At 64.7% G+C, this 13,240-nt stretch carries 12 protein-coding genes; 5 read left to right on the top strand and 7 right to left on the bottom strand.

The features are described from left to right. Positions 1-392: 392 nt before the first annotated feature. Positions 393-1,274 carry a formate/nitrite transporter family protein gene (locus ACQ4N9_RS22670; RefSeq protein WP_390969344.1) on the top strand — a complete coding sequence of 294 codons (882 nt, stop codon included), beginning with the start codon at positions 393-395 and terminating at the stop codon, positions 1,272-1,274. Here the strand turns inward: ACQ4N9_RS22670 and ACQ4N9_RS22665 are convergent, their stop codons facing one another. Then, positions 1,275-2,369, bottom strand: coding sequence for an MBL fold metallo-hydrolase (locus ACQ4N9_RS22665; protein ID WP_390969346.1), 1,095 nt, complete (start codon positions 2,367-2,369; stop codon positions 1,275-1,277). It abuts the gene before it with no gap. Between the two features lie 126 nt (positions 2,370-2,495). On the opposite strand from ACQ4N9_RS22665, the gene ACQ4N9_RS22660 reads away from it, so the two are divergent. Together ACQ4N9_RS22660 and ACQ4N9_RS22655 are read left to right on the top strand one after the other, a co-directional pair. Continuing rightward, positions 2,496-3,572 carry a diguanylate cyclase gene (locus ACQ4N9_RS22660; RefSeq protein ID WP_390969348.1) on the top strand — a complete coding sequence of 359 codons (1,077 nt, stop codon included), beginning with the start codon at positions 2,496-2,498 and terminating at the stop codon, positions 3,570-3,572. 51 nt (positions 3,573-3,623) lie between these two features. Further along, positions 3,624-6,206, top strand: coding sequence for a bifunctional diguanylate cyclase/phosphodiesterase (locus ACQ4N9_RS22655; protein WP_390969350.1), 2,583 nt, complete (start codon positions 3,624-3,626; stop codon positions 6,204-6,206). Positions 6,207-6,213: 7 nt separating this feature from the next. On the opposite strand, the gene ACQ4N9_RS22650 is transcribed toward ACQ4N9_RS22655, so the two are convergent. Continuing rightward, positions 6,214-6,534: a DUF2025 family protein gene (locus tag ACQ4N9_RS22650; protein WP_125857685.1), complete on the bottom strand. Its 321-nt coding sequence runs from the start codon at positions 6,532-6,534 to the stop codon at positions 6,214-6,216. Positions 6,535-6,638: 104 nt separating this feature from the next. After that, positions 6,639-7,550, bottom strand: a complete 912-nt coding sequence (locus ACQ4N9_RS22645) for a LysR family transcriptional regulator (protein ID WP_390969352.1) — start codon at positions 7,548-7,550, stop codon at positions 6,639-6,641. A 115-nt stretch (positions 7,551-7,665) separates the two neighbouring features. Between ACQ4N9_RS22645 and ACQ4N9_RS22640 the strand changes: the two genes are divergently transcribed. After that, positions 7,666-8,424, top strand: a complete 759-nt coding sequence (locus ACQ4N9_RS22640; protein ID WP_125857683.1) for an SDR family NAD(P)-dependent oxidoreductase — start codon at positions 7,666-7,668, stop codon at positions 8,422-8,424. On the opposite strand, the gene ACQ4N9_RS22635 is transcribed toward ACQ4N9_RS22640, so the two are convergent. Next, a complete protein-coding gene (locus ACQ4N9_RS22635; RefSeq protein WP_390969355.1) occupies positions 8,421-9,200 on the bottom strand; it encodes a LysR family transcriptional regulator in 780 nt (259 codons plus the stop codon). The two genes, ACQ4N9_RS22640 and ACQ4N9_RS22635, sit on opposite strands and share 4 nt — an antisense overlap. A gap of 101 nt (positions 9,201-9,301) precedes the next feature. Between ACQ4N9_RS22635 and ACQ4N9_RS22630 the strand changes: the two genes are divergently transcribed. Continuing rightward, complete coding sequence (locus ACQ4N9_RS22630) at positions 9,302-10,030, top strand: SDR family oxidoreductase (RefSeq protein ID WP_125857681.1); 729 nt, start codon at positions 9,302-9,304, stop codon at positions 10,028-10,030. A gap of 51 nt (positions 10,031-10,081) precedes the next feature. On the opposite strand, the gene ACQ4N9_RS22625 is transcribed toward ACQ4N9_RS22630, so the two are convergent. The 3 genes from ACQ4N9_RS22625 to ACQ4N9_RS22615 are packed head-to-tail and all read right to left on the bottom strand — an operon-like array spanning position 10,082 to position 13,144. Beyond that, positions 10,082-10,951, bottom strand: a complete 870-nt coding sequence (locus tag ACQ4N9_RS22625) for an efflux RND transporter periplasmic adaptor subunit (RefSeq protein ID WP_258705840.1) — start codon at positions 10,949-10,951, stop codon at positions 10,082-10,084. Positions 10,952-10,962: 11 nt separating this feature from the next. Then, the gene (locus ACQ4N9_RS22620; RefSeq protein ID WP_110996401.1) at positions 10,963-11,169 is read right to left on the bottom strand and encodes a DUF1656 domain-containing protein; all 207 of its coding nucleotides are present in this window, start codon (positions 11,167-11,169) and stop codon (positions 10,963-10,965) included. Further along, complete coding sequence (locus tag ACQ4N9_RS22615; protein ID WP_390969358.1) at positions 11,156-13,144, bottom strand: FUSC family protein; 1,989 nt, start codon at positions 13,142-13,144, stop codon at positions 11,156-11,158. Before ACQ4N9_RS22615 ends, ACQ4N9_RS22620 begins: the two co-directional genes overlap by 14 nt. Positions 13,145-13,240: the final 96 nt, after the last annotated feature.

The following is a 13,240-nucleotide window of genomic DNA, read 5'->3' as shown; positions in this document are numbered from 1 at the left end:
CAAGAGCTTTTCGTCTCAACCGAGGCGCGCATTCTACGCTCTCCTCATTTGCTGTCAAGCGTTTATTTTGAAGTTCTTTCCGAGAAACTCGTTTAGCTTCAACCGCTTAACTCGCTGCGATCTCTCGCAGCGGGAGGCGAATCATACAGCGTTACAATCTGCTGTCAACCGCCTTGTTGAAGTTATTTTTCGAAGCTGCTTCTTTCAAAACACTTTCAACTTCAACAACTTACTGCTTGCTTCGCTGCGTTCAACGCTGCGAGGAGGCGAATAATACGCGCTTTGAACTCAGAGTCAACACCTTGATCTTGAAAAACTTTCTGACAGCGCCTGGCAACTATTGCCCGCCCCTTTAGCTCTGTAGATAACCCCCCCTGCGGAGCCTGGCAATGATGAGCGATGCACAAAGCGACAAGACCCCTGGCCTGTCTGCGGACGAAGAGCAGGAAGCAAGCCACAACCAGCCACCCCGCGCGGCAGTGCTGCACGAGATCATCCGCTCGCAGGGCGACCAGGAGCTCGAGCGCACGCTCGCCGCACTGTGGTGGTCAGCATTGGCGGCCGGTTTGACCATGGGCCTGTCATTGATGGCGATGGGCTTGTTCTACGCCCGACTGCCCGAGGGCGACAGCGCCCAGGTGATCGCCAGCCTCGGTTACAGCGCAGGCTTCCTGGCAGTAATCCTCGCCCGCCAGCAGCTGTTTACCGAAAACACCCTGACTGCCGTACTACCGGTGATGACCACCCCTACCCTGGCCAACCTCGGCCGCCTGTTGCGGCTATGGACCATCGTCCTGCTCGGCAACCTGGCCGGCACCCTGCTGGTTGCCTGGGTGATGCTCGAACTGCCGATCTTCGACAGCAAGACCGATATCGCCTTCCTCGACGTTGGCCGCAAGGTCATGGAAAACGACCTCAGCCAGATGTTCGCCAAGGGCATCGTCTCGGGCTGGATGATCGCCACCATGGTATGGATGATCCCGTCCATGGAGCACGCCAAGATCTGGATCATCCTGATGATCACCTACCTGATGGCGCTGGGCGACTTCACCCATATAGTCGTGGGCTCGGTCGAGGTGTCCTACCTGGTCTGGGCCGGCGAAGAAACCTGGCGCACCTTCTGGCTTCACTTCGCCCTGCCCACCCTGGCCGGCAACATCATCGGCGGCAGCTTCATCTTCGCCTTGATCAGCCATGCCCAGGTACGCAGCGACAGCGGCAAGCCACCCTCGCAGCTATTAAAGAAAGAGAAACCGCCGGCAAACCAAAACTAGCTAGCGCGCAGCGACCGCCCGCTGGGCAGACTTGCCCTGCCACCGCAACGGCTGCGGTCGCCACCAGTTCTGCCCGGCGTGGGGCGAGTCGAGGCTGACCCGCTCGCCCATCTGCGGGGTACTCAATTGCACCTGCGCGGCATTGGCCAACGCCAGGATGCGCTCGAAGGGCTCTTCCCAGGCATGGATGGAAAGGTCGAAAGTGCCATTGTGAATCGGCAGCAACCAGCGCCCTCGTAGATCCAGATGCGCCTGCAGGCTCTGCTCGGGCTGCATGTGTACATTGGGCCAGGCCAGGTTGTAGGCACCAGTCTCCATCAACGTCAGATCAAACGGCCCATAGCGCTTACCGATTTCACGAAAACCGTCGAAATACCCGGTGTCACCGCTGAAGAACAATCGCAGCCCCTCATCGATCATCACCCAGGACGCCCACAACCGACGGTTGCTGTCGAACAGGCCGCGCCCGGAAAAGTGCTGCGCGGGCGTAGCGACAAAGCGTACCCCTTCGATTTCGGTCTGCTGCCACCAGTCCAGCTGCCGCACCTTGGCCGCCGGCACTCCCCATTCGATCAGCAGGTCGCCAACGCCCAGCGGTGCGAGGAAGTGCTCGGTGCGTGGCGCCAGGCGGCGAATCGCGTCTTCATCAAGATGATCGAAATGATCGTGGGAAAGGATCACCGCCGTCAGCGCCGGCAGGTCATCAAGTGCCAGGGGTGGCGCGTGGAAACGCAAGGGCCCGGCCCACTGCACCGGCGAGGCGCGCTGGGCAAACACCGGGTCGGTAATAAAGAAGCGCCCGCGCAGCTTGAGCAACACTGTGGAGTGGCCCAGCCGCCACAGGCTGTGGTCCGGGGCATCGAGCACCTGCTGGCGGGTCATGGGCTGGAGGCCTGGCGCAGTGGCCGGGCGAGTCTCAGGCGGCTTGCGCAGCAACAGGTACTTGAACCCGATACGCAGCTTCTTCCACACACCGTCCTTGGGCAGTTCGGCCTTGTTATGAAAGCGTCCGTCCAGGTGCGGTGCTGGCTCGCCAGCCGATGAAGCCATGGGTGCCATGAGCAGGAACACTCCAAGCAGCAAGAAAGCCTTCATGTTACTCCACGGGGGTCGCATCAACCGTGAATTGGCTTGCAAGGCCATTCTTAGCCCATGAATGATTGTTCAACAATATTCATACAACTTATGCGATAAACGGCGCACCTCAGAAGAACCACAACCATGATCGACAACCGCAGCGGTAAGGGACTTTCTTTCGTCAGGCGTATCTACCTGCCGCGCATCATCGGTCTGGGTATCGGCCTGTTCAGTGTCATGGCCGCAGTCGCGCCGTTGCAGTTACCGCATTGGGCCTGGGCTTTGCTGCTGTTCAACGGCATCGCCTGGCCACACCTGGCGTACCAGTGGGCACGTCGCTCGGCCACCCCCTACCAGGCCGAGCAACGCAACCTTGTGCTCGACTCGATGATGGGTGGCTTCTGGACCGCAGCCATGCAGTTCAACCCACTGCCCAGCGTCACCATCCTGTCGATGATGACCATGAACAACGTCGCCGCCGGGGGCAAGCGCATGCTGCTGCGCGGCCTGCTGGCCCAGGCCGGCGGCATGGTGCTGGCCAGCGCCCTGCTCGGCACCGGCCTGCAGACGCAGGCCACCCCCTTGCAGGTCCTGGCCTGCCTGCCGATGCTCACCCTCTATCCGTTGGCATTAGGCTGGGTCTGCTACCAGTTGGCGATCAAGCTGGCCGAGCACAAGCGCCGGCTCAGCGCCCTGAGCCGCACCGACAGCCTCACCGGCCTGCTCAACCACGGCTCATGGAAGGACCTGCTGCTGCTCAGGTTCCAGGCCTGCCAGCAGCAACAGCTGCCTGCCGTGATTGCCTTGATCGACATCGACCACTTCAAGGCCATCAACGACACCTACGGCCACGTGGTCGGCGACTGCGTGCTGCGCCAGCTCAGCGAGGCGCTCACGCGCAACCTGCGCGACGACGACCAGGCCGGGCGCTATGGTGGCGACGAGTTCTGCGTGATCCTCCCCGGCGCTCAGCAGGCCCAGGCCTGCCAGGCCATGGAACGCCTGCGCGAACAAGTCGCGGCCTACCGCAACCCGCAGCTTCCGGACCTGCGCATCAGCCTGAGCATCGGCCTGTCGGCCTGCCACCCTGGCCTGCACACACCCGAGCACTGGCTGCAGGAAGCCGACCAAGCGCTTTACGCCGCCAAGCATCAGGGCCGCGACCAGGTCAATTTCGCCCGCGGCGAAGTCACGCCGCTCAGGCTGGCCTATCCTGACTGAACCTTCCTCCAGCCCCTGGGCGAAGGCTGCAGTTCAAGGAGCCGAACGCGCATGGACAGGAATGTCGACCGCTCTGCCACCCGCCTCACCTCTCATCTGCAGGTACGCCGCCTGGTCGGCGGTTTCTGCGCCCTGTTCGGCCTCGCCTGCCTGATAGCCCTTGGCGCCCTGTTCAACATTGCCGCCACCCTGGACCGCCAGGAGCAGGAGCGCAGCAGCTTCCACGCCACCCAGGCACTGGAGCAAAGGCTGCTGGCCTCACGCCAGTTCCTCTCCAGTTACGCGGTATGGGATGCCGCCTACGAGCACCTGGCCGGCAAAGTCGACTGGCAATGGGCCTATGAAGAGAAGAACGTCGGCGAATCGCTGTACAGCGCCAGCGGCTACGAAGGGGTATTCGTGGTAGAGGATGGCGGCACCACCTACGCCCTGTTCAAGGGCAAACCCACCGACTCACCCGCCAACGCCTACCTGGACGCGCCGCTCGCGCCGATCCTCGCACAAGCGCGCCACGCAGCGCCGGCCCGTGAACAGATCACCCGTTTCGTGCGCTTCAACGGCTGGCCGGCGGTGCTCAGCGCCGCCGCAGTACGCCCAGACAAGGACGTGCTCGAAGGCGACGTGCGCCAGGCACCGGTGATGCTGTTCATCGACCAGTTGACCGAGGCCAAGCTCACCCAGCTTGGCGAGGGCGCCGGCCTGGCCGGCATGCGCCTGGAGAAAAATGTCGCAGGCGCCCGTCAAAAGCCGCACATAGACCTGGGCGACACCGGCTATCACCTGGCCTGGAACAGCCCACAACCCGGTCGCCAGTTGCTCTGGGCCTTCCTGCCACCGCTGCTTGGCGTGCTGCTGGTGATGGGCCTGGTGCTGCTGTACCTGTTCCGCCACGCCTTGCACAGCTCCCGTGCCATCGACCAGAGCCTGTTGCGCCTGCAACAGAGCAACCAGGCACTGGAAGCCAGCGAACAGCGTTTTCGCGCCGTCGCCGAAGCAGCATCCGACTGGATCTGGGAAACCGACCGACATCACCGCCTGACTTATCTGTCACAACGCTTCGTCAATGTCACCGGCTACCGCATCGAAGACTGGCTCGGCCAGCCCCTCAACCAACTGCTGTCCTGCGACACCACACCCCTGCTGCCCTGGCTCGACACTCAGACCGACAGCGACCCGCAGCAAATGGCCAACCTGCGCTGCACCTACTACGACTCCAACGGGCAAAGCCGCTATTGCCGGATCTCGGCGCGCTCGATCCTGTTCGACGGCCGCCTCGCCGGCTTTCGCGGCACCGCCAGCGACATCACCGACGAAGTCGCCGCCCATGCACGCATCCAGCACCTGTCGATGCATGACGCCCTCACCGGCCTGGCCAACCGCAACAAGCTCTCGCGCCACCTGGAGCAGGCCCTGCTGCGTGGCAATGACAGCCCTCCCCTGACCCTGCTGCTGCTCGACCTGGACAGTTTCAAGCTGATCAACGACTCCCTCGGCCATACCGCCGGTGATGCGGTACTGCAGGAAGTCGCCGCGCGCTTGCGCGATGCCACCCGCGACGACGACCTGGTGGCCCGCCTGGGCGGTGACGAGTTTGTCCTGGTGCTGCATGGCCTAGACAACCGCAATGAAATTGACCGCTTCTGCGCACGCCTGATCGAGCGCCTGCAGCAACCGATCCTGTTCGACGACCAGCCCTTGCACATCGGCGCCAGCCTGGGCATCGCCCAGACCCGCGCCCAGGGCTTCGATGCCGGCGAGCTGATCCGTTGCGCCGACATCGCCCTGTACCAGGCCAAGGCCGACGGCAAGAACACCTGGCGCTACTTCTCGCCAGAAATGAACCAGCAGATCCAGTACCGTCGCCAACTGGAGAACGACCTACGGCGCGCCATCAAACAGCACGAATTCGTGCTGCACTACCAACCACGCTATCGCCTGGACGACCTGCGCATCGTCTCGGTCGAGGCGCTGCTGCGCTGGCAGCATCCCCAGGAAGGCCTGCTCGGCCCCGACACCTTCATCCCCTTGGCCGAACAGAGCGACCTGATCGTCCCGCTTGGCCGCTGGGTACTTGGCGAAGCCTGCAGAGCCGCCCGCGACTGGCCCGACGAACTGCTGGTCTCGGTCAATTTGTCCCCGGCACAATTCTCCCGCAGTGACGTGGTGGCCGATGTGCGCGAAGCCTTGCTGCAAACCGGCTTTCCGGCCCAGCGCCTGGAGCTGGAGATCACCGAGAACGTCATGCTCAACGACATCGAAGGCGCCCTGGGCACCATGCTCGCCCTCAAGGAGCTGGGGGTACGCCTGAACATGGACGACTTCGGCACCGGCTACTCATCGCTGGGCTACCTGCGTACCTACCCCTTCGACAGCATCAAGATCGACAAACGCTTCATCGCCGGCCTGAACAACCAGAGCGGCAATGACCGGGCCGTGGTCCAGGCGATCATCAACCTGGGCAAGGCCATGGGCCTGACCGTCACCGCCGAAGGCGTGGAAACCGAGCAGCAGCTCAAGGCATTGGGCAAGGACCGCTGCCATGAGGTGCAGGGCTACTACCTGAGCCGCCCGGTGGACCGTGAAGGCTTCGAGGCGCTGCTGGCAGGGCATGAGCAGCGCCACGATGCCGGCTGAGGCGGGCTCAGCGCAGGCGTCGATCGGCGACGATTTCCGGCAGGTCGGTACGCCGCAGGTACAGGCGCAGCGGCTCGCCGATATTCAGCCGGTCATCCACATGCTGGTCGAGCAGCAACGCCAGGCGCTCGCGGCACAAGGCCATGCGCTGCTCGGCTTCGGGCCGCCAGACGAACTCGCTGCAAGGGGTGATGCTGGCGTCGGCCACGTCCATGCCGAAGGCGTCTTCAGAGAAACGCACGATATGGGTGCCGCGCTTACCGTGGAAACCGACGAAGCCCTTGAGCTGATCGGCGGCGTTGCAGATGTCCTGGGAACTGATGGCCATGACGTAACCTCACAAAAAATTCGGAAGTGACGCACGCCGGGCGGGAACGGTTGCCTCTGGCGGGCAACGCGCGGATGCCAGCCTACCGCAATTGCCAGGGATTTTCAGCCCGGCGGCGGATCGACCTGGGACGCCAGCAACGCCGCCAGCCAATTCATGAACGCCTGGACCCGCCGCGGCACATAGCGCTGCCGCGCATACAGCAGCGACACCGGCATGGCCGGTGCCTGCCACTGTTCGAGCAGCGCGACCAGCTCGCCACGCTGCAGGTGCTCGGCAACGCCCACCGCCGGCACCTGGATCAGCCCGAGGCCCGCCAGGCAGGCGGCGGAATAGGCCTCGGCGTTGTTGACCGTCACCACCCCGGCCATGGCCTGGTAGCGCAGCTCGCCGCCGTGCAGGTATTCGAAGCCCTGGCTGCGCGCCCCAAGGCTGCGCACGTAGTGGACCAGCCGGTGCCCCGCCAGGTCTTCGAGCCTGCGCGGCACGCCGTGGCGTTCGAGGTAGGCGGGGCTGGCGCAGTTGCGCATGCTCAACTGCCCCACCGGCCGGGCGACCACGTCCAGGTCGCTCAAGGCACCGATGCGCATCACGCAATCAAAGCCCTCGCGCAGCAGATCCACCTGGCGGTCGGTACAACTGATCTCCACTTCAAGCCGTGGAAAGCGCTCAAGAAACTCTGGCAATACCGGCACGATGACCCGACGCGCCATCATGGTCGGCAAGTCGATGCGCAGGCAGCCGGCAAGCTCGGCGTCGTCGGCGCGGAACAGGCTCTCGATCTCGTCCATCCCCGACAGCAGGTCCTTGCTGCGCTCGTACAGCAGCACCCCATCCTGGGTGGCCTGCACCCGGCGCGTGGTGCGGTTGAACAAGCGCGTGCCGAGCAGTTGCTCCAACGCCCGCACCTGCTCGGAGACGGTCGAACGCGGCAACCCCAGGCTGTCGCCGGCCAGGGTGAAGCTGCTCAGCTCGCTGACTCGGACGAATGTGCGCAAGAGCTCCAGCTTGTTCATCCGCCACCTCATTTGTCCTGAAAATACGAACAGTATTTCCGGTTTCGCTGGATTTAACAGCCATCGACCGATCAATAACCTGTGCGCATCAGCCATCGCCCATGAGGTAACCGACATGACTCGCAAGATTGCCCTGATCACTGGCGCCAGCCGCGGCCTGGGCCGCAACACTGCCCAACACCTGGCCGCCCGCGGCATCGACATCATCGGCACTTACCACAGCAAGGCCGATGAGGCCCAGGCGGTGGCCGCCACTCTGCAAGCGGCCGGTGTACGCGCCGCCATGCTGCAACTGGATGTCAGTGACAGTTCGAGCTTCGCCGCCTTCGTCGAGCGCCTGGGCGACACCCTGCAGCAGCAGTTCGGCAGCCGGCAGCTGGACTTCCTGGTGAACAACGCCGGGATCGGCTTGAACGTCCCGTTCAGCGACACCAGCGAAGCACAGTTCGACCAGCTGCTGAATATCCAGCTCAAGGGCCCGTTCTTCCTGACCCAGCGCTTGCTGCCGTTGCTCGCCGATGGTGGGCGCATCGTCAACATCTCCACCGGCCTGACCCGCTTCGCCCTCCCCGGCTATGCCGCCTATGCGGCGATGAAAGGCGCGATGGAAGTGCTGACCCGCTACCAGGCCAAGGAACTGGGTGCCCGTGGCATCCGCGTCAACATTCTTGCCCCGGGCGCCATCGAGACCGATTTCGGCGGTGGCGTTGTGCGTGACAACCCGCAGGTCAACGACTTCATCGCGGGCAATACCGCCTTGGGGCGGGTCGGAGTGCCCGACGACATCGGCGCGGCCGTGGCTTTGCTACTCGAAGACGGCAACGGCTGGATCACCGGGCAACGCCTGGAAGTTTCCGGCGGTATGTTCCTCTAACTGCCACCCAGTGCCTGGTGCAGGCTGGCCAGTGCCGGCAGCGCCAGAGCCTCGCGGGTCAGGCACAGCCCGATCCGGCGGCGCAGCGCCAGCCCGGGGCCTGGCTGCCAATACACCCCAGAGTGGCGCTCGGCCAACGACTGCGGCAGCCACGCCGTGCCCAGGCCGGCCGCCACCATGGCCAGTGCCTGTTGCAGCGAAGCGGCCTGCCCTACCTGCTCACCTTCGCCATAAGCGGCCATCAGGCGTTGGTGAGAGGGGTGCTGCGGGCAACTGATCCAACGCCCATCCGGTTGGCTACCGGTGGCCGACACCAGCACGAAAGCCTCCTCCCACAGCGGCAGGAACAACTCGTCCTCGCAGCGTTGCTCCTCGTCGGCCAGCCGCGCATCGCCGGCGCAACCTTCGAGCAAGGTCAGTTGCAGCCGCTCCACCGCCTGGTTGGCCAGACGCACACAAGCCTCGACCTGGGCTGGCGCGATGTCCGCCTCGATCCCCAGCGTCAGCGGCACCTGTTCGCGCCCCTGGCGAAAACGCCGGCGCAGGGCGTCGGCCTCGGCCACCATGCGACAGGCCTGGGCATACAGTGCACGGGCCTGCTCGGTGACCTCGACGCCGCGGGCCTGCCGTACGAACAGCTCGGCCCCCAGGTCCTCCTCCAGCTGGCGAATGGTCACCGACAGCGTGGGCTGGGCCACACACAGGCGCTGGGCGGCTATGGTGATGTTGCGCTCCTCGAACACCGCGATGAACGCTTTGAGATGACGAATATCCATAGTTGAAACCGATGCCAGCCAAAGAAAAAAGCCGTTTTTCAAGGTTTTCAGCAATACCTAGAATTTCGACCATCGAAAACGATTATGCCTCGGAGACCATCATGCACAAGCCCCTCATCATCATCACCGGCGCCAGTTCCGGCATCGGCGCCGCCACTGCCCGCCTGTTCGCCGCCGCTGGCCACCCGCTGCTGCTGATCGCCCGGCGCCTGGAGCGCTTGCAGGCGCTGGCGCTGCCCAACTGCCTGTGCCGCGCCGTGGATATCCGCGACCGCGCGGCGCTGGTGGCCGCCGTACACGAGGCCGAAGCCTTGCACGGCCCGGCCGATGCGCTGGTGAACAATGCCGGGGTGATGCTGCTGGGGCAAATGCACGAGCAGGACCCGGAGCAGTGGGAGCGCATGTTCGACATCAACGTCAAAGGCCTGCTCAACGGCGTGCACGCGCTGGTCGGCGGCATGCGTGAGCGTCGGCACGGCACTTTGATCAACGTCAGCTCCGTGGCCGGACGCAAGACCTTCCCCAACCATGTGGCCTATGTCGGCAGCAAGTTTGCCGTGCACGGCCTGTCGGAGAACCTGCGCGAAGAACTGGCACCGCACAACGTGCGGGTGGTGACCATCGCCCCGGGCGCGGTGGAAACCGAGCTGCTCGGGCATACCACCGATGAGGGCATCAAGCGCGATTATCAGGCATGGAAAGCCAACGACATGGGCGGCGTGGTGCTGGCAGCGGAGGATGTGGCGGGCGCGATCCTCTGGGCGTACCAGCAGCCGCAGCAGGTGTGCATTCGCGAGATCGTCCTGGCGGCGACCGCACAGCAGCCTTGAGACCGCGCCAAGCTGGCGAACGCTCCTACAGACACAATCAAGCTCGCAGTGTCACCGCTCGACCTGATCCTCACGCACCTGCACGCTTGCGGTCATCCCTGCGCTCAGGCTCACCCCCTCGGGGATCTGGTCCAGCTGAATCCGCACCGGGATACGCTGCGCCAGCCTCACCCAGTTGAAGGTCGGCTCCACCTCCGGCAGCAATTGCCCGTCAGGCGTCGAGTTGCGGTCGGTGATGCCGCGGCTGATGCTTTGCACATGCCCGTTCATCGCCTCTCCCGCCCCCATCAGCCACACCTTGACCGGGTCGCCGACGCGAATGCGCGGCAGCTTGGTCTCTTCGAAGTACGCCTGGATATAGAAAGTGGCATCGTCCACCAGCGCCATCACCGATTGCCCGGTAGTGACGAAGTTGCCCTGGGCCAAGCGCAGGTTGGTGATGTGCCCGCTGCGCGGCGCGCGCACTTCGCTGCGGGCCAGGTTGATCTTCGCCACCTTCAGCTGGGCCTCGGCCTCGTGCAGCTCGCCCCGGGCAACGGCCGCATTGATCTGGGCGTTCTCGCGCAGCTCGGCGCTGATCGCCTCCGGCCCCAGGGCGGTGCGGCGCGCGGCTTCGCGCTCACGCAGGCGCACTTGCTGGGTACGGGTCTCGACCACCGCAGAGGCCTGGTCGAAGGCGGCCTGGAAGCGCTCGCGGTCGATAGTCATCAGCAGGTCACCGGCCTTGACCTGCTGGTTATCCTGCACCTTCAGCGCACTCACCCAACCGGACACATCAGGGGCGATCACCACCACATCGGCGCGCACCCGGGCATCCCGGGTCCAGGGGGTGAGCATGTAGTACTGCCAGAGCTTGAAGCCTGCGAAGACGGCGAGGATTACCACACACAAGGTGACCAGGGCACGTACGGCTGTACGCATGAACTTACTCCTTAAAGTGGACCTAGCGAACGCACCACCAGGTACAGGACACAAACGAACAATGCCGTATCGAACAGCGCTTCGTGCCAGATCCAGCGCCCCAGCGGCGTGGCCTGCACAACAAAGCGCAGCAGCCCGGTCAGCAGCAGCGCCAGCACTACATAAATCAGAAACGGGCTGAGCAGCACGCCACCCAGCGCCCACTCACGCAACCCCATGGGCGTCCTCCTGCCAACGGCACCATTTGCCCCAGCTCTTGCGCAACTGCAGTACCGCGCCCTCGGCCAGGCGCAGTGCATCGCTGGGCGGTTGACCCTGCAGGGCCTCGATGAATTGTGCGCTGGCGGCATCCAGGCGCGCGCCTCGGCCCGGCGCCGGGCCGCTCGCCAGGACCGCCTCAAGTTGCTGCAGGTACTGGCGCTCGGCGTTGGCCAAGGGCGCCTGGGCCACCGCCAGGCACATACGCAGGTGCACCAGTTCGTCGCCGATATCCAGGCTGTGCAGGCCCTCGTCCCAACGCTGGCGCTCGGTCTCTGGCAACTCACTGGCATGCCGCGCCAGTTGCATCAGGCGGTCGGCCATGCGCCCGCCAAACCAGCTGTCGGCACCGCGCAGGTCGCGCCGGGTCAGGCGCACCAGGTCGCCCTGGGTCGCCGCACGCAAGCGCCGGCCCAGCCAGGCTGGGTGACGCAGCACCAGCAGGCGGAATGCCAGTACCGCGGCGCTCACGCCAATCAGCATGGCCAGTGCACTGTTGAGCATGCTCGCCACATCGAAATGCATGGCATTGAGCGGTGCCACCAGCACGATGAAGTGCAGGCAATAGGACGTGGCGGTAGCGCCGGTGCGCGGATGGGCCATACCCAATGCGCCAAGGAACAGCGGTACACCCATGCCCAGGCAGAGCATCGCGAAGCTGCTCCATTGCGGCAGCAGGATCTGCCCGACCAGGAACGCCGCCGGCACCGCCAGCAAGATCCCACGCAAGAAGCTCAGGCCGATCTGCGCGCCGTTCTCGCGGCTGGCGAACAGGCTGCAGACCACACATGTCAGCACCAGGCCGCCCGGCGCCGAAGGCCAGGCGGTGGCCAGCCAGAAACTGCTCATCACCAGGAACGCCAGGGCACTGCGTGAGCCGAACAGCAGGGCCAGGGACAGGTCGCGGTGCACCGCCAGGCTTTGCACCTGCTCCTTGGGTGCCCGGCCCTGCTCCACATCGGCGAGCGCCTGGGTGGCCGCCATGGCGTAGTCCAGCAACAACGCCAGGCGCGCCAGGCAGTAATGCTCGGCGGAGCTGATCCGCGTGTCCTGGGCGGCATCCCACACCCGTTGGCGCAACACCAGCAGGCTGGCCTGTTCGGGGCTGGCCAGCAGGGTGCGCACCTCATCCAGCCATGGCGCCAGATGTCCTGCCTCAATTTCATCGAGCTGGCGCCACTGCCGGCGCACCGAGCGCGAGATGCGCAGCAACACCATCAGCTTCTGGCTCAGCCCCTGGATCGCCTTGGCCCGCTGGCGTCCGAGTCTGCCTTCGAACCAGGCATGCTCGCGCTGGGCGTCGATCGCCACGATGCGCCCGAGGCTTTCCAGCAGCCCTTTGCGCGCTTCATCCTCGCCGCCCAGCATAGCGCTGGCCGCCTGCAGGCCGTTTTGCCAGGCCTGCCGCGCCTGGCCTGCCAGTTGCTGCTCGACCCGCATGGGCCAGATCAGCGCACTGCTGGCGGTGGCGCAACAGATGCCCAGGCAGATCTCGGTACAACGCGCCACCGCCTGGTCGAACACCTGCAACGGGTGGTCAATCGCCGGCAGCGCAATGATCGCCACGGTGTAGCCGGCCAGCACGAAGGCATAGGCCCAGGCGCTGCGCAGCTGGGTCGAAGCGGCGGTACACAGGGCCAGCCACAGCGCCAGCGTCAGCAGGAACAGCCAGGGCGTCTGGGCGAACACACCGATGAACACCACCGACATGAAGGTACCGACCAGCGTGCCGGCCAACCGTGCCAAGCCCTTCTGGATCACCATCCCCGACAGCGGCTGGGCGACGATGAACGCAGTCATCAGCGCCCAGGCCGGCTGCTCCAGGCCCCAGCGCATCGCCAGCCACAACGCCAGGCCACCGCCAAGCAGGGTCTTGATGGCGAACTTGAGCGCGAGGCTGCTGGGGGCGAACAGGGCCTGGAAGGTGATGGGCACGAATCGGACCTTGCGGGAGCAGAGGGTATGAGAAGAACGATAGACAACTGGGGGGAGGATAAAGCGCAGACGATTAATTAGCTAGCTAATCATCTA

It is taken from the genome of Pseudomonas sp. ES1, assembly GCF_050586605.1.
Taxonomy (GTDB): Bacteria; Pseudomonadota; Gammaproteobacteria; order Pseudomonadales; family Pseudomonadaceae; genus Aquipseudomonas; species Aquipseudomonas sichuanensis.
This window is presented reverse-complemented; position numbering and strand designations above follow the sequence as displayed.

What these genes read in the sequence shown, in the direction of transcription:
- ACQ4N9_RS22645 (WP_390969352.1), bottom strand. Translation starts at nt 7,550, where the DNA reads ATGAACAAGCTGGAGCTCTTGCGCACATTCGTCCGAGTCAGCGAGCTG.
- ACQ4N9_RS22655 (WP_390969350.1), top strand. Translation starts at nt 3,624, where the DNA reads ATGGACAGGAATGTCGACCGCTCTGCCACCCGCCTCACCTCTCATCTG.
- ACQ4N9_RS22650 (WP_125857685.1), bottom strand. Translation starts at nt 6,534, where the DNA reads ATGGCCATCAGTTCCCAGGACATCTGCAACGCCGCCGATCAGCTCAAG.
- ACQ4N9_RS22640 (WP_125857683.1), top strand. Translation starts at nt 7,666, where the DNA reads ATGACTCGCAAGATTGCCCTGATCACTGGCGCCAGCCGCGGCCTGGGC.
- ACQ4N9_RS22670 (WP_390969344.1), top strand. Translation starts at nt 393, where the DNA reads ATGAGCGATGCACAAAGCGACAAGACCCCTGGCCTGTCTGCGGACGAA.
- ACQ4N9_RS22630 (WP_125857681.1), top strand. Translation starts at nt 9,302, where the DNA reads ATGCACAAGCCCCTCATCATCATCACCGGCGCCAGTTCCGGCATCGGC.
- ACQ4N9_RS22665 (WP_390969346.1), bottom strand. Translation starts at nt 2,369, where the DNA reads ATGAAGGCTTTCTTGCTGCTTGGAGTGTTCCTGCTCATGGCACCCATG.
- ACQ4N9_RS22620 (WP_110996401.1), bottom strand. Translation starts at nt 11,169, where the DNA reads ATGGGGTTGCGTGAGTGGGCGCTGGGTGGCGTGCTGCTCAGCCCGTTT.
- ACQ4N9_RS22660 (WP_390969348.1), top strand. Translation starts at nt 2,496, where the DNA reads ATGATCGACAACCGCAGCGGTAAGGGACTTTCTTTCGTCAGGCGTATC.
- ACQ4N9_RS22635 (WP_390969355.1), bottom strand. Translation starts at nt 9,200, where the DNA reads ATGGATATTCGTCATCTCAAAGCGTTCATCGCGGTGTTCGAGGAGCGC.
- ACQ4N9_RS22625 (WP_258705840.1), bottom strand. Translation starts at nt 10,951, where the DNA reads ATGCGTACAGCCGTACGTGCCCTGGTCACCTTGTGTGTGGTAATCCTC.